Origin of the sequence: Neopusillimonas aromaticivorans, assembly GCF_030344915.1 — a bacterium.
In the GTDB taxonomy this organism is placed as follows: domain Bacteria; phylum Pseudomonadota; class Gammaproteobacteria; order Burkholderiales; family Burkholderiaceae_B; genus Neopusillimonas; species Neopusillimonas aromaticivorans.
Genome location: NZ_CP128233.1, coordinates 1,152,758 through 1,174,884 on the forward strand (window position 1 = coordinate 1,152,758; position 22,127 = coordinate 1,174,884).

17 protein-coding genes and 6 pseudogenes are annotated in these 22,127 nt (G+C 59.5%); 4 read left to right on the top strand and 19 right to left on the bottom strand.

Features of this window, described 5'->3' with window-relative positions; all coding sequences use genetic code 11:
• The 7 genes and pseudogenes from N7E01_RS06225 to N7E01_RS06250 all read right to left on the bottom strand — a co-directional run bounded on the left by N7E01_RS06225 (position 1) and on the right by N7E01_RS06250 (position 5,432).
• Positions 1-936, bottom strand: a complete 936-nt coding sequence (locus tag N7E01_RS06225) for an MFS transporter (RefSeq protein ID WP_350494960.1) — start codon at positions 934-936, stop codon at positions 1-3.
• A 61-nt stretch (positions 937-997) separates the two neighbouring features.
• Entirely contained in the window at positions 998-1,387 is a 390-nt protein-coding gene (locus tag N7E01_RS18560) for an MFS transporter (protein ID WP_350494961.1), read from the bottom strand.
• On the bottom strand, positions 1,384-1,512 hold the full coding sequence (locus N7E01_RS06230; RefSeq protein WP_289174978.1) for a chalcone isomerase family protein: 129 nt from the start codon (positions 1,510-1,512) through the stop codon (positions 1,384-1,386). The genes N7E01_RS18560 and N7E01_RS06230 overlap by 4 nt, the downstream gene beginning before the upstream one ends.
• A 35-nt stretch (positions 1,513-1,547) precedes the next feature.
• Positions 1,548-2,072 (bottom strand): hypothetical protein, encoded by a 525-nt coding sequence (locus N7E01_RS06235; protein ID WP_289174979.1) that lies wholly within the window; start codon positions 2,070-2,072, stop codon positions 1,548-1,550.
• Between the two features lie 8 nt (positions 2,073-2,080).
• A pseudogene (locus tag N7E01_RS06240) lies at positions 2,081-3,319 on the bottom strand (class I SAM-dependent methyltransferase).
• Positions 3,312-4,097 carry a DUF1365 domain-containing protein gene (locus N7E01_RS06245; RefSeq protein ID WP_289174980.1) on the bottom strand — a complete coding sequence of 262 codons (786 nt, stop codon included), beginning with the start codon at positions 4,095-4,097 and terminating at the stop codon, positions 3,312-3,314. The pseudogene N7E01_RS06240 and the gene N7E01_RS06245 overlap by 8 nt, the downstream one beginning before the upstream one ends.
• Before the next feature lie 11 nt (positions 4,098-4,108).
• A pseudogene (locus tag N7E01_RS06250) lies at positions 4,109-5,432 on the bottom strand (NAD(P)/FAD-dependent oxidoreductase).
• A gap of 164 nt (positions 5,433-5,596) precedes the next feature.
• Between N7E01_RS06250 and N7E01_RS06255 the strand changes: the two are divergent.
• The 4 genes from N7E01_RS06255 to N7E01_RS06270 all read left to right on the top strand — a co-directional run bounded on the left by N7E01_RS06255 (position 5,597) and on the right by N7E01_RS06270 (position 9,746).
• Complete coding sequence (locus tag N7E01_RS06255; protein WP_289174981.1) at positions 5,597-6,544, top strand: MerR family transcriptional regulator; 948 nt, start codon at positions 5,597-5,599, stop codon at positions 6,542-6,544.
• A gap of 310 nt (positions 6,545-6,854) precedes the next feature.
• Positions 6,855-7,820, top strand: coding sequence for an efflux RND transporter periplasmic adaptor subunit (locus tag N7E01_RS06260; protein WP_289174982.1), 966 nt, complete (start codon positions 6,855-6,857; stop codon positions 7,818-7,820).
• 11 nt (positions 7,821-7,831) lie between these two features.
• The gene (locus N7E01_RS06265) at positions 7,832-9,037 is read left to right on the top strand and encodes an ABC transporter permease (RefSeq protein ID WP_289174983.1); all 1,206 of its coding nucleotides are present in this window, start codon (positions 7,832-7,834) and stop codon (positions 9,035-9,037) included.
• Complete coding sequence (locus N7E01_RS06270) at positions 9,030-9,746, top strand: ABC transporter ATP-binding protein (RefSeq protein WP_289174984.1); 717 nt, start codon at positions 9,030-9,032, stop codon at positions 9,744-9,746. Before N7E01_RS06265 ends, N7E01_RS06270 begins: the two co-directional genes overlap by 8 nt.
• A 90-nt stretch (positions 9,747-9,836) precedes the next feature.
• Here N7E01_RS06270 and N7E01_RS06275 read toward each other — a convergent pair whose 3' ends face one another.
• The 12 genes and pseudogenes from N7E01_RS06275 to N7E01_RS06320 form a co-directional block, all read right to left on the bottom strand.
• Positions 9,837-10,589 (bottom strand): EAL domain-containing protein, encoded by a 753-nt coding sequence (locus N7E01_RS06275; RefSeq protein ID WP_289174985.1) that lies wholly within the window; start codon positions 10,587-10,589, stop codon positions 9,837-9,839.
• 66 nt (positions 10,590-10,655) lie between these two features.
• Complete coding sequence (locus N7E01_RS06280; protein WP_289174986.1) at positions 10,656-11,348, bottom strand: methyl-accepting chemotaxis protein; 693 nt, start codon at positions 11,346-11,348, stop codon at positions 10,656-10,658.
• Between the two features lie 4 nt (positions 11,349-11,352).
• Positions 11,353-12,249 carry a methyl-accepting chemotaxis protein gene (locus tag N7E01_RS06285; RefSeq protein WP_289174987.1) on the bottom strand — a complete coding sequence of 299 codons (897 nt, stop codon included), beginning with the start codon at positions 12,247-12,249 and terminating at the stop codon, positions 11,353-11,355.
• On the bottom strand, positions 12,161-12,430 hold the full coding sequence (locus tag N7E01_RS18565) for an MCP four helix bundle domain-containing protein (protein WP_350494962.1): 270 nt from the start codon (positions 12,428-12,430) through the stop codon (positions 12,161-12,163). The genes N7E01_RS06285 and N7E01_RS18565 overlap by 89 nt, the downstream gene beginning before the upstream one ends.
• A gap of 135 nt (positions 12,431-12,565) precedes the next feature.
• Entirely contained in the window at positions 12,566-12,982 is a 417-nt protein-coding gene (locus tag N7E01_RS06290; protein WP_289174988.1) for a universal stress protein, read from the bottom strand.
• Positions 12,952-13,422 carry a universal stress protein gene (locus tag N7E01_RS06295; RefSeq protein ID WP_289174989.1) on the bottom strand — a complete coding sequence of 157 codons (471 nt, stop codon included), beginning with the start codon at positions 13,420-13,422 and terminating at the stop codon, positions 12,952-12,954. Before N7E01_RS06295 ends, N7E01_RS06290 begins: the two co-directional genes overlap by 31 nt.
• A gap of 52 nt (positions 13,423-13,474) precedes the next feature.
• Positions 13,475-13,669: a hypothetical protein gene (locus N7E01_RS18570; protein WP_350495059.1), complete on the bottom strand. Its 195-nt coding sequence runs from the start codon at positions 13,667-13,669 to the stop codon at positions 13,475-13,477.
• A 3-nt stretch (positions 13,670-13,672) separates the two neighbouring features.
• A pseudogene (locus N7E01_RS06300) lies at positions 13,673-14,370 on the bottom strand (ion transporter); the annotation flags it as partial.
• On the bottom strand, positions 14,370-16,958 hold the full coding sequence (locus tag N7E01_RS06305; RefSeq protein WP_289174990.1) for a DUF3141 domain-containing protein: 2,589 nt from the start codon (positions 16,956-16,958) through the stop codon (positions 14,370-14,372). The pseudogene N7E01_RS06300 and the gene N7E01_RS06305, both read right to left, overlap by 1 nt.
• 38 nt (positions 16,959-16,996) lie before the next feature.
• Positions 16,997-18,120: pseudogene (locus N7E01_RS06310) on the bottom strand (ABC transporter permease).
• A pseudogene (gene rbbA, locus N7E01_RS06315) lies at positions 18,121-20,944 on the bottom strand (ribosome-associated ATPase/putative transporter RbbA). It lies immediately after the preceding pseudogene.
• Between the two features lie 11 nt (positions 20,945-20,955).
• A pseudogene (locus N7E01_RS06320) lies at positions 20,956-22,030 on the bottom strand (HlyD family secretion protein).
• Positions 22,031-22,127: the final 97 nt, after the last annotated feature.

Consider the following 22,127-nt stretch of genomic DNA (forward strand, 5'->3'; position numbering starts at 1 on the left):
TCATTGCTCCTTGTCCCATCGCCGGCGCCAGCACCACAAGGCGACCCAGGCCAGCAGTTTCAAAATACAGGGCACCACGGCATAGGCCAGGCTCAGGGCGACAAGACCCTGGGCACTGTGCTGCCCCGGTGAATAGCCAAGCCACTGCAACAGCGGCAGAACCAGACCGGCAGCCAGGGCCAGATTCAACTTCGACGCACTGTTCCACCAGCCAAAATAAGCGCCTTCCAGACCGGCCGACGCGCCATCGTGACGAATGACCCGGGCCAGCAAGGGCGTGGGGAACGCCAGATCGGCACCCAAAGCCAGACCGCTGGCGGCACAGATCAGCAAAAAGGGCCACACATCGCCGACACCCAACAGAGCCGCTCCGGCAAAACTGGCCACAGACAGCAACATGCCTGACATCCAGGCCGCAGCCAGCCCGATACGGGCGACAACTTTGAGCCACAACGGCAGTGAAGCGGCCGCGCATACAAAATAAGCCGCCAGAAACATTCCTTCAAAACCGGGCGCCTGCAAACGATCGTTAACGAAGAACAAAAGCAGGGTTGCAGGAATGGCACTGGCAATGCCATTGAGCAGAAACACACCCAGCAATCCGCGAAACGCCGCACCATGCCAGGGTTGAACCAAGCGACGCCAGGTCAGCCCCGCGGGTGCCGCATTCGGAACTGCAGCGTTACCAAAGGATGAGTCTGATGTATCAGTGGACAAACCCAAGACTGCCGGCGATGACGACGGCACACCCGCATCGTCAGGGCCGGAAGCGATTACCCGGCCCGGGGCCTTCGGCTGAGGTGCCCCGCGTAATGCCAGCCAGGACACCACCAGGGCGAGCCCAAGCACCGTCGTTGTAACGGGCATGCCTGCTACCGACGGCAAAACACTGGCCAGCACGACACCCAGCAGCGTGGCGGCCTCACGCCATGACACCCAGCGGCTTTGCGAAAGGTCGCCCCCTGCAGGCGGGCGGCCCAGGCCTGATGCGTAATGCTCAAGGCACTGTAGGCCAGATAGGCCACCACCAGCATGGCGGCGCACCAGCCCAGCAAGGCGCTTCCCTGCCGTAGCGCGACCGGAGGAAAAACAGCCCCAGAAAACCCAGCAACAACACCACACACCCCAACCCCATGGCCGGCAATCGACGCGACCTGGACATGGCCAGCAAATGATCGGCGGCATACCCCATCAGGGGGTCAGTAACGGCATCAAAAATGCGCACCAGCAACAACACCGTACCCAAGGCCGCCAGCGACGCACCAAACTGTTCGGCGTAATACGCCGGCATATAGACATAGAGTGGCAAGGCAACAAACGCCAGCGGCAAACCCAGGGCGCCGTAACGCAACCCGGCCAAACGCGCGGCACCGGTGCCGGATGTCATGAACCCAGCCCCAGCAGCGCCGAGCGCATGGCCGGTTCCGAAGTACCCGGTGCCAGCCAGATACCGAAAAACAACTCGCCAAAGCGGGCATCGCGAATCGACGCTGTTTGCTTGCCGTTGAACAAGAAAGTCACCGTACCGTCAGGGCTCCAGAGCCCGGTCAGACGATCCCCTGATTCACATCGGGAAACGCCTTTTCCATAAAAGCCAGCCATTTAGCCTGCTGCGTTTCGTCAATAGACGCCAACGCCCGCATCTCATCGAGCGAACGCTCGGCAATGGCCTTGCCATACAACGAACGCGCGTATTCAAGTTCCAGGGCGAACGACTCGTTGAACACGTTCGGCGCCGACACCGGCGCGGTCACCCACAAACGGATGTCATACACCGAGAAAGCAAACCAGCGGAATCGTTTCTGGCCTTGCAATACAGGTTGCCCCAGGGCCGCAACAACCTCGGGCGGTGCCTGAACAGCACCTGCAACAGGCGGCGACACGAGGCCTGCATCAACTTGGCCAGGCCCGAGCTGATCGGCCGCGTTCCCGCCGGATGCTACCGGTACCACACCACGTTCGGGTACCTGCGTCTGGGCCAAGGCCCCGCCGGGAGACGCCAGCACAACCCCCAACGTCAGCAAGACCAACCCCTGAGCACAGCGCTTCACTACCGGTGACAAATGACGCATGGCAGGCCTCACTCAGGTTTACGCAAGGTGAACTGGACAACGTTGGTGTTGCCGGTATCGAACGCGGCCTCGCAGTAGCACAGATAAAAATCCCAGGTGCGCATGAAACGGGTATCGAACCCCAGCTCACGGATGGTGTGCTCATTGGCCAGAAACGGCGTGCGCCAGCGACGCAGGGTCTCGGCATAGTCGGGCCCGAAACTGTGGGTCTGTTCAACCTCCAGGCCTGCGGCACGGGCGGCCTGCACAAAGGTGGACTCAGTGGGCAACATGCCACCCGGAAAAATATATTGCTGGATAAAGTCTGTCGATCGGGCATAGCGCTCGAACAAGTCATCACGAATGGTGATGCTTTGAATGCAGGCACGCCCACCGGGCTTGAGATTGTGCGCCACCGCCTGGAAATAGGCCGGCCAGTACGCTTGCCCGACGGCCTCGAACATCTCGATGGACACAATCGCGTCGAAAGGCCCGTCATCAATGTCACGGTAGTCTTGCAAACGCAGATCTGTGATTTCTGCCAGGCCCGCATCACGCAATCGCTGCTGCCCATAGGCCAGCTGCTCGGTCGACAGGGTCACACCTGCCAGCCGGGCACCATACTCTGCTGCTGCAGCCTGTGCCACAGCCCCCAACCACAACCGATTTCAAGTACACGCTGGCCTGGTTGAACACGCACCTCATCAAGCGCACGATGAATTTTGGCCCACTGTGCCTGCGCCAGGGGCTGATTCAGGTCGCCATTGAACAGCGCCGATGAATAGTTCATGGTCTCGTCGAGCCAGAGACGGTAAAACGCATTCCCCAAGTCGTAATGGGCATGAATATTGCGCCGGCTGCCGCTGCGGCTGTTGCGGTTGAACAGATGACGGACACGGTAGATGAAGCTGCCCCACCACGAACCATAAAGCACGTTTTCAAGACGCTCGCGATTTTCAATAAGAAGCCGCAACAAACCCGGTAAATCAGGGGTATTCCAGTCGCCACGAATATAGCTTTCGGCAAAACCGATATCCCCCGAACGGATAACCGCCGGAAAAATCTGCCAGTTATTCAGAGACAAGGTGGCCACAGGCTGCCCCCTGCCCAAACCGTCGCACCGTGCCATCGGGCAGTTCGAGCTCCAGGGTGCCATACGCCAGTTTTTCAAGCAGACGCAGTACAGTTCGGGCCGCTGCCGGCGCACGCGTTGCCGCGACACCAGCGCGCGGCAACGTGGCAGAACGGGTATCAATGGTGTCAGTCATGGGAAACACTCTTCAAGGGTTTGGTCGAAAAGGGCACACGTTTGGCCAGCAATTTGAGCGCCTGCCAATGAATGCGTGCAATGATGCCGAGCGTCAGCAGGGGCATGGACAACACTGTTTTGAACAGGCTGCCCGATGTCAGGGGCGTCAACACGCCGCTGACACTGGTCTGTAACAGAGGCCCCTGATCGTCATCGTAATCAATTCGTGCTACCGTGCGTTCATTATTTTCTGTCGTCTTCCCGCTGCGCATGAACCGGAATCGGTAGGCACCGGTCACCTGGCAGAACGGTGAGACGTGAAACGTTTTTGTGGCGACCAGCTCGCGCCCCCAACGCATATCGGGCCCGGTCAGAACGTAACTGTGACGCTGGCCAAAGGTGTTGTTGACCTCGGCCACGATCGCCTTGAGCGAGCCCTCTGCATCATGGGCATACCAGAAGCTGACCGGGTTGAACACGTATCCAAGCACACGCGGATACGTGTGCAGCCAAATCTCACCCGATGCCTGGACGCCCGCATCGTTCAGCAGGTTTTCTACCCAGGCCAGTGCGTCTGGCCCGCCATCGCCATGGTCCGCGTCATGGAAACTGACCAGCCCGCGGCGGTTGCGAGTCAAGCCGTTGATGGGATGCCGACGCCAGCTGCGCATGGGAATCAGGAGAAACCAGGTGCGGTAGGCAAACGCGTTACGCGCCGGACGCAGCCGGGTATGGCGTACCTGCCCGGTACCAATCAAGGCTTGTGCGGTCGGGAAGGGCTTCAATGGCTCGCTCATGAATAGCCTGATCAGGCGGCTTTGGGAATGGCCGCATCGGTCTGCCAGCGTTCGATCAGCGCCTGGGCGACCGAAACACCGGACTTCAGTCCGTCTTCATGAAAACCATAGCCCGTCCAGGCACCACAGAACCAGGTATGACGCTGTCCCTGAAGGGCAGGCATGGCGTGCTGGGCCTGGCGCGCCGCCAGATCGAAAACGGGGTGCGCATAGTCAATATGACGGATAACCGTGGAGGGATCCGGCTGTCGAACCGGGTTCAATGACACGATGACCGACTGCTCAAAAGGCAAGGGCTGAAGACGATTAAGCAGATAATGCAGACACACCCCTCGGCGCCCTGATCATCGGCACGCACCCGGTGCTCATAATTCCAGGCAGCCCAGGCCTTGCGCCGTTTCGGCAACAGCGATTCATCGGTATGCAATACCGCATGATTCATTTGATACGGAATGGCCGACAGCACGGCGGACTCGGCCGGGCGCGCATCAAGCCCCAGAATCTCAAGCGCCTGGTCGGAATGACAGGCGAAAATCACCTCGTCAAACTGTTCAGAGCCGCTGGCATCAATGACGGTCACCCCTTTGCCGGGACCATGGCGACGCACCGCCAGGACCGGGGTGTTCAGACGTACATCGTCAAGATCGGCCAACATGCGCTCAACATAGTTTCGGGCCCCGCCCGCCACCGTATACCACTGGGGACGGTCATTGACCTGAAGCAAACCATGGTTATGGCAGAACCGGATCAAGGTCGAGACCGGAAACTCAAGCATCTGGCTGGCCGCACACGACCAGATGCTGCTGATCATGGGCAACAGGTACCAGTCACGAAAAGCCTTTGAGTAGCGTTGTTGCACCAGAAAATCCCCGATACTTTGCGTCAACTGCGCTTCGGTACCGGTAACCGCCAACGCCGTGGCTTCACGATTGAAGCGCAAGATGTCGCGCAGCATGGTCCAGAACGCCGGTCGTGCGATGTTGCGCTTTTGGGCGAACACCGCCGCCAGATCACTGCCGCACCATTCAAGGCGCCCCTGGTTGGCCTGCACTGAAAATGACATATCGGACGCGGCGGTTTCGACGCCCAACGTCTGGAACAATTCAACCAGCTGCGGGTAGGTCCGATGATTAAACACCAGGAAACCCGTATCCACGCCGTGCGTAACGGGTACCCCGCCGGAATTGGCCAGAGTCACGTCAACCGTGTGGGTATGCCCCCGGCGTAGCCCGCAGCCTCGAACAACGAGACGCGAACATCAACCCCGGACCGGACCAGCGTCCAGGCGGCCCCCAGTCCTGAAATTCCGGACCCAATCACAGCGACCTTTTTCATGCGCGACTCCTTTTCGTGGACAAGCTCTATTTTGTCCTAGTCAATTTCAGTTCATTCATGAATATTAACGGCAATTTTATGTTTTGACAATTGTTTGTCTAAGACAATATTAATTGCTATCATAGTTGTCCAAGACAAATACACTTCATTTGGCAAAAATCACCATGACCGTATCGCCCAACGCCAACCAGATCATGCTCAACATCACGGCCGTCGAACGCGACACCCGCATCGGCAAAGATGCCCTGCGTGTCTGGGAAAGGCGTTACGGCTTTCCCCAACCGGTACGTGACGCCAATGGCGAACGTCTTTACCCGGCGGATCAGGTCGAAAAACTGCGTGTGATCAAACGCTTGCTGGATGCGGGCCATCGGCCTGGCCGGATCGTTGCCCTTGAGCTGGGCGAGCTGCATCGAATGGGCGAAGAATTACGGGACAGCGATGTCCCGATGTCTACAGGCGCCAAGGCATCAGCACACCAGACCACCGAAACCCGCGACATCATTGACTTGCTGAAAACCCACGATCCGGCACAAATCCGTCGTCGCTTCTCGCAAACCATTATGCGAACCGGACTGGCTCCATTCGTACTGAATGTGGCGTTACCCCTGATGCATGAAATCGGCGAGGCCTGGGCCAGTGGTGAACTGCATATTTTTGAAGAGCATTTGTGCAGTGAAGTACTGGAAACCAGTTTGCGCTCGGCCATGGCGGCGGCGCCCGAGGCCGCTGCGGGCAGCAGGCCACGCGTGTTGCTGTCCACCTTCCCGGGTGAAAGCCACAGCCTGGGCCTGCTGATGGCCGAAGTCATGTTCCAGGTCGATGGCTGTGCCTGCATGAGTCTGGGGGCCCAAACCCCGTTGCAAGACCTGGTCAACGCGTCCAGAGCACACCGTGCCGACATCGTTGCCGTCAGTTTTTCTGCCGCCAGCAATCCGGGCCAGGCCGCAGAAGGGCTTGGCGAGCTGCGCAGCCTGCTGGATCCGGATATCGAACTGTGGGCGGGCAGCCCGCATACCCTGTTGCACCGACGCGGCGTACCCGACGTCACACTGTTGGCAAGCCTCGAACAAATACCTATGGAAATCCAGCGTTGGCGCGCCTGCCACTAACGGTTGCCGATATACTCAAACCCTGACATCGACAGGACGCATCAATCGTGAGCAAATTCACTGCGCGCTGGAAACTTTGGCTTGGCGTGATGATTCTGGCTGTGGCCACCTTATGGGGCTGGCGCAACTGGCAAGGCCCCATTGTGCCGGGTTACGTTCTCGAAAGTGCGCCCCTGCTCCAGCACGTCGTTGCCACCGGCCGCGTGGTGGCGAACTCACGCGCCCAGATTGGCAGTGAAATCACGGCGGTCGTCACCGAGCGCCGGGTGCGCGAAGGCGATCGTGTCAAAAAGGGGACATCCTGGCCATTTTGCGGGCTGACAGCATCAAGGCTCGTGTCGACGAAGCGCGCGCAGCACTCGAATTGCTACAAACCTCACAACGACCACAAGCCAAGGCCGCGTTGGCGCGCGCAGAATCACAGTTGGCGCAGGCACAGCGCGAACTTGGCCGACGGGAATCCTTGCTCGCCTCTCGCGCCGTTACCCAGGAAATTGTCGAACAGGCCGCCAATGCCGTCGCAACCGCTCGCGCCGTTGCACAACAAGCCCGCCTTGACGTCCAGGCGCTGGCAGAGGGCGGGGTCCAGGAAACCATCCTGCAAGAACGGCTGCGCGCCGCCCAGGCCGATCTGGACAAAACCATTTTGCGGGCTGAAAAAGACGGCGCCATCCTGACCCGCAACGTCGAACCCGGCGATCTGGTCCAGCCGGGGCGAGTCTTATTCACCCTCTCTGCCGAAAACGACACCGAATTGCTGGTACCTGTTGATGAACGCAATCTTGGCGTGCTGGCGACCGGCCAAAAGGCCATTGCCATTACCGATGCCTGGCCGGACCACCCGTTCAACGCCGTCATCACCTCAATCGCACCGGCGGTCGATCCTGAGCGCGGCACCGTTGACGTGCGCCTGGCGCCCGAAACATTACCCGACTTCCTGCGACAGGACCTGACCGTCACGGTCACTATTACAACCGGTACGCGTGATGCGGCCCTGGTCGTGCCCAATGACGCCCTGCAACGTCGCACCGACGGTCAGACCGAGGTCTGGCGTGTCGACAACGGTACGCTTGAACGTGTCCCCGTCAAAACCGGTCTGCGGGGTCAGAATCTTACAGAAGTCGTCGAGGGACTTGATGCGGGCGATACCGTGGCCCGGCTCTCAGGCTCTGTCCAACCCGGGCAGCGTGTCCGGCTGAGCCCCCAGCCCATGCCGGGCCTGCCCCGGAATGACGCCGGATCGACACGGGGTGAAACCCCCATGAAGTTCAACTGAAGGCGCGGCCCATGATCTGGCTGCAATCGAATATCGCCCTCAAGTTTTTGCGACAAAATCTCACCCAGACCGCACTGATTCTGGTGGGCATCGCAGTGGGGGTCTCGGTCATTGTGTTCATCACCACCTTGATCAACGGGTTGCAGGCCAACATCATCGAACGCACCCTGGGCACCCAGGCCCACATCCGGGTAGAACCACCCGATGAACGCAACCTGATCGCCCCGCTGTCGGGCCAGGCCCACCGCCTGGTGCTGGAAGACCCGCGCGCGCAACGCCTGCGTTCAATCAATAATTGGCTGGCTGTGCAATCCACGCTCGACGGTCTGGAGGCCATCACGGCGGTATCGCCGGTCATTTCCGGGCCGGCCTTCGCGCGCCGGGGTGCCGTGCGCAAATCGGTCTCACTGGTGGGGATCGACCCGGTACGCTATCAACAGATTATCCCGGTCGGTAACGACATCATCGACGGCGAATTCCGCGTCGGTGCCGGTGATGCGGTCATCGGCAGCCTGCTGGCCCGTGACCTGGGGCTTCGGGTCGGTGGCAAACTGCGCATCGAGGCCGGCGATGGCCGCATTGCAACCGTCACTATTGCCGGAATTTTCGAACTGGGCGTGCGCGAACTTGACTTGCGCTATGTGTATCTCGACCTGAAGCAAGCCCAGTCATTGCTCGACTTGCCCGGAGGGGTCACCGTCATTGATGTCACCGTGACGGATTTATTCCAGGCGGATACCGTGGCGCGCCGCATCGGTCAGCTTACGGGCCTGAAAGCCGAAAGCTGGATCGAAACCAATGCCCAACTGATGAACGCCCTGAGCTCACAGCGCCTGTCAACCACGATGATCAGTTTTTTTGTGGCCGTGTCGGTTGCCTTTGGCATTGCCAGTGTACTGGCCATCAGCGTCACCCAGCGCACCCGTGAAATCGGCATCTTGCGCGCCATGGGCATGCGACGCAGCCAGATGTTGCAGGTTTTCCTGATCCAGGGCGCCGTTCTGGGCATGGCCGGATCAGCCTTTGGTGCCGCCGCCGGCTATGCCCTCGTCTGGTCCTTCAATACCTTCGGCCCCAGGCTGTTCTACATACCGCTCATGCCCAGCCTGATACCGGTCACCATGCTGTCAGCGACCGTAACCGGCGTACTGGCCGCCATGGTACCGGCCTGGCGAGCCGCCCGCCTGAACCCGGTCGAGGCCATCCGCTATGTCTGACACCACACGCAACGCCGTACTGCGGCTTGAAAGCCTGCGCAAATCGTACAACGTCGGCAAGCCCAACGAACTGGAAGTCCTTCACGGTATCGACATGCGTATTCATCCGGGTGAGTTCACCGCCCTGGTGGGCCCTTCGGGTTCCGGAAAAAGCACCTTGCTGAACCTGCTGGGCCTGCTGGACCAGCCGACCTCGGGTGAACTGTATGTGCTGGGGCAGCCGACACAAACCATGGACGATGAAGCCCTGACCGCCATGCGCAGCAGCCACATCGGGTTCGTCTTCCAGTTCCACCACCTGATTCCGGCCTTCAATGTGCTTGAGAACGTGCTGATGCCCAAAATGATCACAGCAGGCCGCCCCACCGCAGAAATGCGTGAACAGGCGCTGGAACTGCTGGACCAGGTCGGGCTGCTGAAGTTTGTCGACCGCAAACCGGGTGATTTGTCCGGAGGCCAACAGCAACGCGTGGCGATCGCACGCGCCCTCATGAGCCGCCCGGCCTTGCTCCTGGCCGACGAACCGACCGGCAATCTGGATACGCAAACCGCAGCCGGGGTGTTTGAACTGTTTCGGGAATTCAACCTGCGCTACAACTGCGCCGTACTGATCGTGACACACGACCCGCGGCTGTCAGAAACCTGTGATCGCACTATCACGTTGGTTGATGGCCGCATTGCCTCTGACACTACCGCAAGGCAGAAGTAACCCCGGATAGCGAAACCCCGGGGTCAATTTGCGAAGGACACCTCTGCAACATGACAGACAACGTAATCGCCCCCGGCATCAACGCCGGTATCAGACTGGCCAATGCACCTTGTCGAGCTGAACGCACGACTCGAATAACGGCTTGCTGAACAAGTAACCCTGCATCAGGTCGATACCCAGATCACGCAGGCAGAGGTACTCGTCCAGGACCTCAACGCCTTCAGCCACCAGCATGATATTGAGTTCACCTGCAATACCGGCAATGCCCCGTACGATGGCCTGACGCGATTTGCTGGCGTGAATGTCGCGCACCAGCCCCATGTCGAGCTTGATGATGTCGGGGTGGAAATCAGCCAGCAGGTTCAGGCCGGCAAAACCCGCACCAAAATCGTCGATAGCCGTAAGAAAACCAATGCGCTGATACTCTTTAAGCACCTGCGCCAGCCATTTCCCATCGTTGACCTGCTCGCCCTCGACGGTTTCAAAAATGATGCGATCAATCGGGAAGTTGAATTGCCGCGCCGCCTCGAGCGTGGTGCGAATGCAAAGTTCGGGCTTGTAAATGGCGTTCGGCATGAAGTTGATGGACAAGCGCGAGGGCAAGCTGATGGCCGCCGCCGTTTGTATGGCTTTTACCCGACAGGCCTGGTCAAACTTGTAGCGATTGTCTTCGTTGACCTTGGACAAGACTGAAAATGCAGATTCGCCCGCCGGGCCACGCACCAGGGCTTCGTGAGCAAAAACACTGTGTTTTTTGACGTCAAGAATGGGTTGGTAGGCGTAGCTGAACTGGAAATCGAGTGGCTCGCCATCGCGGCAAGCAGAACAGGGGCGAACGGACATGGTATTGACGGGCCCTTTTGTTATCGGCAACTGGTTTTCGATGATAACAAATAGTCACCCCGAAAACTATGCCAGAGCCGGTTGATAACCACCATGGGTTGCCGTCGACAGGCGCGGAGCCATGGGCACAGACACGCGTTGCGCATACGCCTCCTGGTCGATCAATTCCAGCTCTTCCGGCGTGGCCCAGCCCTCAACCGAAGCCACCGTCGCACGGGTCGCCGTACCGGTCGTGCCCAGGTCAAACATTCCCATGGCATCCAGCAAATGGCTGGCCTGATAGCTGAGCCCCTCGGCCGCACTGGCCGACTGATCAACCAACGTCGCGTTTTCGTGATTGATCTGCATCAGGCTGGCAACTGCGACATTGATCTGCGCAATGCCATCGGTCTGCTCATGAGTGGCCTGACTGATATCCTGAATCAGGTCTGCGACACGGTTCACTTCCTGAACGATATCCGCCATGGCGTGACCCGCCTGTGTCACCATGGCACTGCCGTCATCCACTTTCTGGCGGCTATCCGTGATCAGCGTTTTGATGTCGCTGGCTGCTGAGGCACTTTTCTGTGCCAATGCACGCACCTCGGAGGCCACAACCGCAAAGCCACGGCCCTGTTCGCCGGCGCGTGCCGCTTCGACGGCCGCATTAAGGGCCAGAATATTGGTCTGAAATGCGATCGAATCAATCAGGGCAATGATATCGACCACGCGACGTGACGCCTGGCTGATGTCATCCATGGTCGCCATGACTTTGGTCACGACGTCACCCCCGCTCAGCCGACTGGCGAGCCGTCAGCGCCATCTGCGCGGCCTGACGCGAGACATCCGCATTGCTGACCACCGTACTTGACAGCTGCTCCATCGCAGCTGCCGTCTGTGTCAGGCTGGCCACCTGGGCTTCGGTACGACGCGCCAGATCCGTATTGCCCACGGCAATCTGATGGGCACCGGTGGCAATTGAATCACTGCTGGCATGCACACGCCCGACGGCATCGCTCAACGCGACGCGCATGGTCTCCATGGCCGACATGACACTGCCATCACGGGCACGCGTCAAATCAACCGGCGTGGTCAGATCGCCATGGGCAATCGCGTTGACCACCCGCACAACCTGGACAGGCTCCCCGCCCAGTTGCCGCATCAACCCGCGCGCCAGCAACAGCCCAAGCACAACCGCCAGACATGCCCCAAGCGCAGTCAACCCGCCCAGACTCAGCAGCGACTGCTCGTAAATCACGGTCGTTTCGTTCGCCAGGTCAGACGAGGTGTTCTGCTTGTTGAGCACCATGCCGTTGATCAGCATCTCGGCCAGATCGCCCGGCATAGTTGCCTGCGACAAGGTCATTTCATGACGTGCCAGCGTTTGCAGAGAGTCGATGTCAAGCCCTGCGGCTTCGAGCTGAGTCGCATACGTTTCCAATGCCGCCGCATACGCAGCAATCGCCCCAAGGGCATTTGAAACCATTTCCTTGCCGTCAGGATCTGCCATCAGGACATGCAGCTTTTCGGTTTCGGTTCTGGCACCCTCAAGGTGATCGCGCATGGCATAGAGCTCGCCGATGCGCGCCCCTTTATCGGGTGCCAGCAACGCGGCACGAGCCGCACGACCGGCCGCCACCAGACGAAGCTGCGCACTGGGACGCGTGCCGGATACCCGCAACCTCCTGGCCATACATCAGCATGGCCATCTGATTGACCTGGCTGGTCGAACGCAACCCCAGCCCGCCGATCACCGCCGCAATGGCAGCGACGGCCAGAAACCCTGCAACCAACTTGACGCCGACCCGCCAATTGCGAAACCCTTTCATACCCAACCCGCTTCTGATGCAAATGATGGGCATCGTATCGGGACATCATTGCAACAGTTTTACGGCACCGCACAAAAATTGATTATGACGTACCGGTGCGTCAAAACACGCGGTCACCAAGGTAGTACCGGCTAAGCTAAAGTGCTCGTACGGGCCGGGCGTATCGCCTTAACGCAACACCAAGACAGGGATCGGGCTGGTCCGCAGCAGGGTCGTCGTCGTACTGCCCATGATCAGATGGCGAATGCGCGAATGGCCGTAGGCCCCCATCACCAGCACATGGGCCCGGATTTCAGTGATGTAATCGCGCAGTGTGACCTCGGGCTCACCGCCACGAATGACTGCGGTAACGGCAAACCCCTCACCTTCAAGCATTTCACGTGCCCAGGCCAAACCCTCGACGAGAGCCTCGCTGGCATCGGACACCGACAGCACATGACACTCGAGCCCTTTGAGCAAAGGGCTGGCCGCCACCATCTGGACCATTTTGCGGCCGGTTTCACTGCCGTCGAACGCAATCACGAAACGCTCCGGCGCTTTATAGTCGCCATTCACTACCATGACGGGGCGCTGCAACGAGCGCACGACACGCTCGGCATTTTCATCAAAAACCACGATGAACGCCCCAGGTCAGAATGCTGGTGCTGCCCCATGACAACCAAGCGAGTCTCAGGCTGGATGTCCAGCAAGGTTTCGGCCAACACCCCGTGCCGCTGTAACGTATCGACATTGACCACACCGGCCCTCTCGGCACGCTGGCGCGCTGCCTGAAGAATCTGTCGGCCCTGCTCCTGGGCCAGACGGCTGCGGGCTTCATCAAGCGTGCTGAGTTGCTCAAGCAGGCTTTCCTGCGAATCAATGCCCAACGCACCGCTGTAATCACTGACACTGGCACGCTCGGGGTGACGATCGAGCACGTGCAAGAACGCGAGCTGCACATCCAGCAAGCGTGAGGCCCAGATGGCAAAATCACACACCACCGCCGCACGCGGGGTATCGTCTATACAGGCAATAACTTTGTTCATGGCTGTCTCCTTGGTGGCCCATCAGGCGACCCATCGCCCCGGGCTTAAAGACTCAATGATCTGGATCAGTTTCGTAGCCCGGCAGTGCCGAACCGCAGTTCTTGCAGAACTTTGCATCGGCCTCCAGCCCGCTGGTCAGGCATTCGGGGCAGGTTCGGGTATTGATTGACGGCCAGAAACGCTGGGCCGTCAGCTCAGAGGAAATGATACCGGTCGGCACGGCCAGAATGCTCCAGCCGATCATCATCGTGAACGACGTAATGGCACGCCCCAGGTCAGTTTGCGGCGTGATGTCGCCAAACCCGACGGTGGTCAGCGTCGTGATGGCAAAATAAATGGACGTAGGAATACTGCTGAACGGCGTGCCTGGCCCCCCTCGATGACGTACAGCAACGTGCCATTGACAGTAACCACAATGGCAACCACCGACAGGAAAATAATGATTTTTCGCCGGCTGGCCAGCAAGGCCTGCCCCAGCAACGAGTACTCGCGCACATACGAGGCCAGTTTCAGCAGACGAAAAATCCGCAACAATCGCAACAGGCGCAAATCAAACAAGGCATGCAGTTCGGGCATGAACACGGCAGCGTAGCTGGGCAAGATCGCCAGCAAGTCGACCACACCATAAAAGCTGCGGGCATACGCCAACGGACGTTTGACGCACGCCAGACGCGCAATGTATTCAACCGTGAACAGGCCGGTAAAGGCCCATTCAATCGCGGTCAGCGATCCACCGAAACGCAGGCGCATCGCCTCGATGCTGTCCAGCATGACAACCACCACACTGAGCAGGATGGCGGCAATCAGGATAAAGTCAAACCAGCGACCTGCGCGGGTGTCTGCCTCGAAAATAACCACAAACACCCGATGTCGCCAACCCGTTTCGTACCCCTCGAAACGGTTGACCACAGGCGCACCCGGTCGTTGTGTCTGGCCTGTTGCGGCCATCAGTTATCCGACCCGCCCGCATCATACAGATCACCCTGCACCGGACGTTGCCGCGATCGCGCCGACCGTCCGCGAGCCGACCGACTGGCACGGGCCTGTTTCGCCCGCGTGCCGGAAACAGCCGCTTTGGTCGTAGTGGCAGCCGCCGCAGCCGCTGGCAACTGCGGCGCGGCTTCCCCGGCAACGGGCTCAGCGGCAGGCGCCGGCACGGCCGAAACGACAGCTTCAGATGGAACAACCGGCTCGGTTGAAACGACGGCTTCGGATGGAACAACCGGCTCGGCTGATGCCATCGGTTCAGCTGAAACAACCGGAGCGACCTGCTCGGCCTGGACGGGAGCATCCGCTGTCGCAACGGTATCTTCAGATGACGACACCTCAAGACGTGCTGCCACATCGGTGGCAGCGACGACCGGTGCCGGAATATCGGCAACGACCGGCTCCTGATTGACTCCGAATTTTTCCGCCACCAGATCAAATTTCTCAGAATCAAGGTGTTCGGCCCCCATCGCCGCCGTCAGCAGATCAACAACGAACTGCCAGGCATGCCGGCGCTCTTCCAGTGAAACGCCTTCCAGCAAGTCGGGCAAGGTGGCCAAAGCGCGGTCCGCATCGATCAACATCAAAAAGCCCTGCCTGCGCGCCATGCGTTTGAAATCGCTCAGAGGTAACGCCGCCAGCCGGCCATTCTGCCGCAGGCGCTGGGCCAGATTAAAGCTGCGCTCGTCAAAACTGCCCATGTCCCGGCTCAAGTAAATCAGGGCGCGCAGCTTGGCGTCGAGCACGCCACCGGCAGACATTTCGCTGCACAGGTGCTCAACCTGCTGTTGCACCATACGCTGATGCTCGGCCGATGTCCCCGGATGCGGGCGCGGTTTTTCATGACGCGAAACGCCCTTGCCGAACATGGCTTGCATCCAGGGCGAACCATACAGCTGAATGAACGTCTGCTCGACCATGCTGTCGCGCAGGTCACGCCATTGATCAAAGGTTGAGGTGACCATACTGGACGCCCGGGCCTGCAACTGCCAGAAGAGATTATTGGTCGGCACCGCCTTGCGGGCCGCCCGCACAGTCTCGGCCTGGCGGGCCACCTGTTGCCCCCAGGGCGTTTGATCCGACATCACTTCATAAGACAGGCGCAGCGGGTGGCGCGACGCCAGGGCATTCGCGCGCGCCGGGGTTACCCATGCCTTGACCCAGGGTTGGACAAACGAACGGTACAAAGAAAGGTTGAGACGGGACAGGTTGTCGACAGCCTCGAAGCGCCAGTCATCTTCGGGATTGTTGTCAACAATGGCACGCACATCGTCAAGCTTTCGGCGTTCGAAGGCCAACACGTAATCGCCAAAGGCCAGGTCGGCATTCAGGGTATGCTCATTTTTGTCGTGAATGACCGCCTGATAAATACCCGACGGCAACACGTCGATCAGGTCGATATTCGTGGCGAATTCCTGGTGTTCTTTTGCGGCCACCTTGCCCGACACAAAAATACCCAGGTGGCCGATACTGTCGTGCACGGCGTAGATAATGGTCTGGTTGTGGGCGTAAATTTCCTCATCGGCCTGATACAGGTCGGGCACCCAGCCCAGCGCCTGCGGCGGCGGAGCGATATTGTCCCCACGTGAGCAGAAAACCACAATCGGCGAACGAATATTGCGCAGATCGACACGCACCCCTTCATCGGTAACGATACCCGCCGTGGCCAGATGATTGCCTACAAAAAGATCGTCAGCGATGAACTGCATTTCTTCGGCATTCAGGTAAACATGGCCGCCCCAGTATTTTTCAAAGCCCAGATAGCGGCTGGCTTCGGTATCGACATGGGCGTACAAATGGTACTGCTTGTCCCACAGGGTGTGGGCAGGGTCCAGGTTTTCGTAATTTTGTACCAGCCAGGCGCCGTCAAACTTGCCGGCCCCCAGATCGCTGGTCATGGCCGTTGGCCAGGTGCCGCCCAGCATGCCGGCGGCATAACGCGCAGGGTTTTTGCCACGCCAGCCGGCCCAATACGACACCGGCGTACCTGCCACAATAATGGGCCCGAACAGGTCGGGATACAGCGCCGCAGTCATGAGCACTTGCCAGCCGGCCTGGCAATTGCCAATAACAACCGGCTTGCCTTCGGCATCAGGGTGCAGTTCGTTGACCCGGCGCAAAAAGGCGGCTTCAGCGCGGATCACATCAAAAACCGTCTGATCGGGGGCCGGTTGCGGCGCAAAACCGATGAAATAACAGGGGTGCCCCGCACGCATGGCCACGCCAATTTCGCTTTCAGGCTTGAAGCCCCCGATGCCGGGCCCTTGGCCGGCGCGCGGATCAACAATCACGAAGGGTCGTTTCTTGGGGTCAATTTCAATGCCATCATGCGGCAAAATGCGGCATAAACCGTAACCCACCGGATCAGGTAAATCTTTGCCGTCAATTAAAATCTCAAACGGCACACTCAGCACATGCGGGGACTTGTTAAGCATGTGCTCGCGGTACTGGTTGCCGCGCTGGCGCATGACATCCGCGTACAACACGGACCGTTGCCACGCATCGGTCAGGTAATCGGTCGCTTGCTGAAACAGGTTCTGGGGCTGCATTTAAAATTCTCCGTGCCTTGTGGGCACCTGTGAGGGGATCAGGCCATCTGGCTAAGGGTGCGCCGGAAACGGCCCAGGGCAATTACAAAAAGAGTGTACCAATCAGAAGCAAGGCCAGAAACCAGGGCCAGACCACGTCAACACCGGCCCCGCGGAACAAGATGGCTTGCCCCAACTGCACGAAGTGGGTTGTGGGTGCCGCCAACATCAGGTGCTGCACCAGCTCCGGCATGCTTTCACGCGGCGTCGTGCCACCCGACAACATTTGCAACGGCAGCAGCACCAACACAAACAACAAGCCGAACTGCGGCATGCTGCGCGCCAGGGTCGCCATGAAAATACCCATGGAAGTCATGGCAAACAAATGCAGTGCGGCACCCGTCAGGAACAAGGTCACCGAGCCCTGAACAGGCACCTGCAACGCCCCTTGCACCACAAAAGCAAGTGACAGGCCTGACGCCAGCAAAACGACCAGCCCCATCGACCAGATTTTTGACAGCATGATCTGCGAAGGTGTCACCGGCATGACAAGCAGGTGCTCGATTGTGCCGTGCTCCCGTTCACGGATCAGGGCAGCGCCGGTCAGAATGATGGCCAGCATGGTGATGATATTGATGATTTCGTTCAAGGCGCCGAACCAGGCCCGCTCGAGGGCGGGGTTGAAGCGCAGCCGCAAGGCCAGGTCAACCGGCAGGCTATCCACGGCACGGTAGCGCCGCACGAAGGTATTCACCTCGTCAGACACCATTTGCTGAATATACCCGCTGCCGGTAAAGGCTTGCGACATGCGGGTGGCATCCACATTGAGCTGAACCACCGGCTGATGACCGGCCAGCACGTCGCGCTGGAAATTGGCGGGAATATTCAACACAAAGGTATAGCGTCCGGCATCAAGCGCCGGATCCACATCATGGATGTCAATCTGATGCGGAGGAGCGAAACGCGGTGGAAAAAATGCGGCGGCAACACGACCTGACAGCGCTGAACGATCTTCATCAACGATGGCAATGGGTGCATTGTGCAGGGTGTCGGGCATTGCGGTGGCCGCCGTGTAGATCGAAACCGTGAAGGTGTAGACGATCAGAACCAGCATGGCCGGATCGCGCCACAGACTCCAGAGCTCTTTGACGCCCAGACGAAAAATGGTCTTCCACCACTGCATTCAACGCTCCTGTTTGCGCAGCAGCGCCACGGACAGGGCCAGAATGACCGGCACTGATAACGCCAGCGGCCACAAGGCATGCCAGACATCGGTCAAACCCAGGGCTTTGCTGAAAACCCCCGGCTGATCAGCAAAAAATGGGTGGTTGGATACGCGTGCCCGATAATCGCTCCTGGCCCCTCAAGCGACGAAACCGGATTAAGCAAACCGGCAAACTGGATGGCCGGCAACAGGGTACCGATCATGGTCAGAAACATGGCGGCAATCTGGGAACGCGTAAAGCTGGAGGCAAACAGGCCAAACCCCGTCGCGAACACCACATAAATAAAAGCCGCCAGAACCAGCGTGGCGTAACTGCCTGTCACGGGTACCCCGAACAGGGTCACCGCCAGCAACGTCATGAGTAGGAAATTAAACATGCCCAGCACCACATACGGCAACTGTTTGCCCAGCAGGAATTCGCAGCGCCGCAGCGGCGTCACATAAAAATTAAGAATGGACCCCAATTCTTTTTCGCGCACCACGGCCAGGGCCGTGAGCATGGCCGGAATCATGAGCAACAGCAGGGGAATCACCGCGGGCACCATGGCCGGCAAACTCTTGACATCGGGGTTGTAGCGAAAACGCGTTTCAATCGTGAAGGCCGACAAAGACGCGGCATCCACCCCTGGCGCAAACGCATCTGGCCGACCAGCCAGCTTTGATGCATGCCCTGCAAATAGCCCCGAACCGTTTCCGCACGCTGCGGATTGGCACCATCAACCCATGCACCAATTTCTACCGGCTCTCCACGCTTGATATCCCGCGCGAAGCCAGGTGGAATTTCAATCGCTAGGGCAATCTCGCCACTGCGCATGCGTTGATCAAGGTCGGCATAGTCGCGTATGGGCGGGCGCTCAATAAAGTAGCGGGACCCCGACATGTTGAACCCGTAATCACGGCTCAGCGAAGTCTGGTCGTGATCCAGCACCGCATACGTCAGGTCTTCGACATCCATACTGATGCCATACCCCATAATCAGCATCAGAATCAATGTTCCCACCAGTGCCAGCAGACGGCGAACCGGGTCGCGCTGAAGCTGAAGAGACTCAAGATGAGCGCAGGTCAGCAGCCTGGCCAGACTGAAACGGCCATTCTGCGCCTCGTCATTGCGTACGGGTCGGACAGGGTCGGCCGGAACCACGTGGCCAGACTGTGCCTGTTCGCCCGACTGCTCTCCCGCAGGCCTGGACGACTCTGCACGGCTTGCCGGCTTAACAGCAGGTGCGGCGGACCCCGCCGGAGGGGACGATTCACCCACAGCCTGTTCCAGATAATGAATGAAGGCCCCTTCAAGACTGTCTGCACCGCAACGCTCAACCAGACCCTGCGGGGTGTCGCTGACCAGCACCCTACCCGCGTGCATGAACGAGATACGATCACACCGCTCGGCCTCGTTCATGAAATGGGTGGAAATGAACAACGTCACGCCATCGTTGCGGGCCAGATCGATCATGTCCTGCCAGAACATGTCGCGCGCAATTGGATCTACCCCGGAGGTAGGTTCATCAAGAATCAGCAGTTCGGGGCCGTGCACAACGGCAACGGCCAGTGACAATCGCTGTCGCATCCCCAGCGGCAAATCCCCCGGCAGGGCCTCCAGCACACCGGTCAACCCGAACCTGCCGGCAACCGCCTGCACACGCCCGGCCACCTCGGCCTCGGGGACACTGAACAAACGGGCATGCAGCACCAGATTCTGTTCAACCGTCAATTCGGAATACAGGGAAAACGACTGCGACATGTAACCGACGCGCCGACGGGTCTGCACATCACTGGAGTCCACCGCTTTGCCAAACAGCCAGGCCTCGCCCTCGGAAGGCGGCAACAAACCCGTGAGCATTTTCATGGTGGTCGACTTGCCACAACCGTTCGAGCCCAGAAAACCAAAAATCTCGCCACGCCGGATCTGAAAACTGACCTGATCAACCGCCACAAAGTCACCGAATTTCATGGTCAGGCCGCGCGCCTCAATCGCCAGCGGACCATTATCCGTCGCAACGAACGGCCGCATGACCACCGGCTTATGCCCTTGCCGACGGGATTCGGGCAGCAGGGCGATAAACGCTGCTTCGAGCGTATCAGTACCTGTGCCGGACCTTAGTTCAGCCGGCGTACCTGTGGCCAGCACGCGCCCGGCATCCATGGCCACCAGCCAGTCGAACCCTTCGGCCTCTTCCATGTAGGCCGTGGCCACCAGAACGCTCATGCCAGGACGATCACCACGGATTCGGGCAATCAGATCCCAGAACTGGCTGCGAGCCAGCGGATCGACCCCCGTGGTGGGCTCGTCGAGAATCAGAAGGTCGGGGTCGTGAATCAGGGCGCAGCACAAACCCAGCTTCTGTTTCATGCCACCCGAGAGTTTGCCTGCCGGACGCGTCAAAAACGCATGTAAACCCGTGCTTTTTGTCAGGCTGTCGATACGATGGCGACGCTCGTCGGCATCGTGGCCGAACAAACGGCCAAAGAACTGAAGGTTTTCCTCAACCGAAAGTGTAGGATAAAGATTCTTGCCAAGCCCCTGTGGCATGTAGGCAATTCGCGGCCCGACATGATCGCGGTGCGCCGCACTGGCCATTGAGCCGCCCAGCACCGTCACCGTACCCGTCTGCACTGCCCGCGCCCCCGACACCAGGGCCAGCAGGCTGGATTTACCCACGCCATCGGGGCCGATAAGCCCCACCATGCATCCGGCAGGCAAGTCAAGTGTCACCGCGTCCAGGGCCTGCGTCTTGCCATACTGCAACGCGACGTCGACAAGGCGGGCGACCGGCTCTGTCATGATGCCCATCGTTACGGCACGTTGACAACCAACGCTTGCGGCCACGCGGCATCAGGATCAAGCTTCAGCCAGGCAATGCCCGGCAACCCGGTCTTGACCTGCTCAAGATGGCGTTGCAGCAGTTCAGGATCAATCTGTGCCTTGACGCGGAACATGAGTTTTTGCCGTTCACTGGCCGTTTCCACCGTTTTCGGCGTGAACTGGGCCACACTGGCGACATACGACACCTTTGCGGGCACGACATACTCGGGTGCGGCATCCAGCACAATGCGCACATCAGCACCCAGCGCTACCCGGCCCGCGACGGTTTCGGGCAGGAAAAATGTCATGTAGACATCGGCAAGATCAACCAGATTAAGCACTTTACCGCCAGCCCCCAGGACCTCGCCCGGCTGTGCGATGCGATATTGCACCCGACCATCGCGCGGCGCCTTGAGCACGCTGTCATCAATGTCAGTCTGGATGCGCGCAATGGTAGCTTCGGCCGCATTGACCCCCGACCGGGCACTGATGACCTGGGACTGCGCGGCTTGCACCGCTGCCTGAGCTGCTGCGGCACTGGGCTCGCGCGGCTTCCAGAACGGCCTGCGACCCGACCACCGCCGCGCGATGCTCGTCGAGTGTCTGACGCGAAGTCGCACCGCCAGTGACCAGACGCTCGGTACGATCGAGACTTTGACGGGCAAGGCGCAACTCGCTTTCACGCTGGGCCACCAGCGCATGGGCGGCCGACCGTTCGCTTTCGCGCGCTGCCACCTGGGCTTTTGCTGTTTCGACCGCATTCATGGCCTGCTGATGCAGGGCCTGCGCCTCGGCCCGCTGGGACAGCAGGGAATCAACCTGCATCTGTGCCAGAACATCACCGGCACGAACGAAACTGCCTTCATTGACGGCAATATCGACGACCCGGCCGGCAAAGCGGGTAGCGACATCGACTTCAGTCGCCTCGATACGGCCATTGCTGCTAATGAAGGCCGACCCGTACCCCGAGGCCTGCATGGTGCGCCAGTACCAGGCGCCCACCACCAATACAGCCGCCAACACTGACCCGATGATTACTTTACGGCGGGAAAATGCAATTGACATACCTCGTTCCTTCAAGTTCCGCCTGAACCATCAAAGACACGCCCTGAACAGGCTCTGTTGGCGTGCCCGTGAGCCGTGAACTGCACGGGTCGTTCTG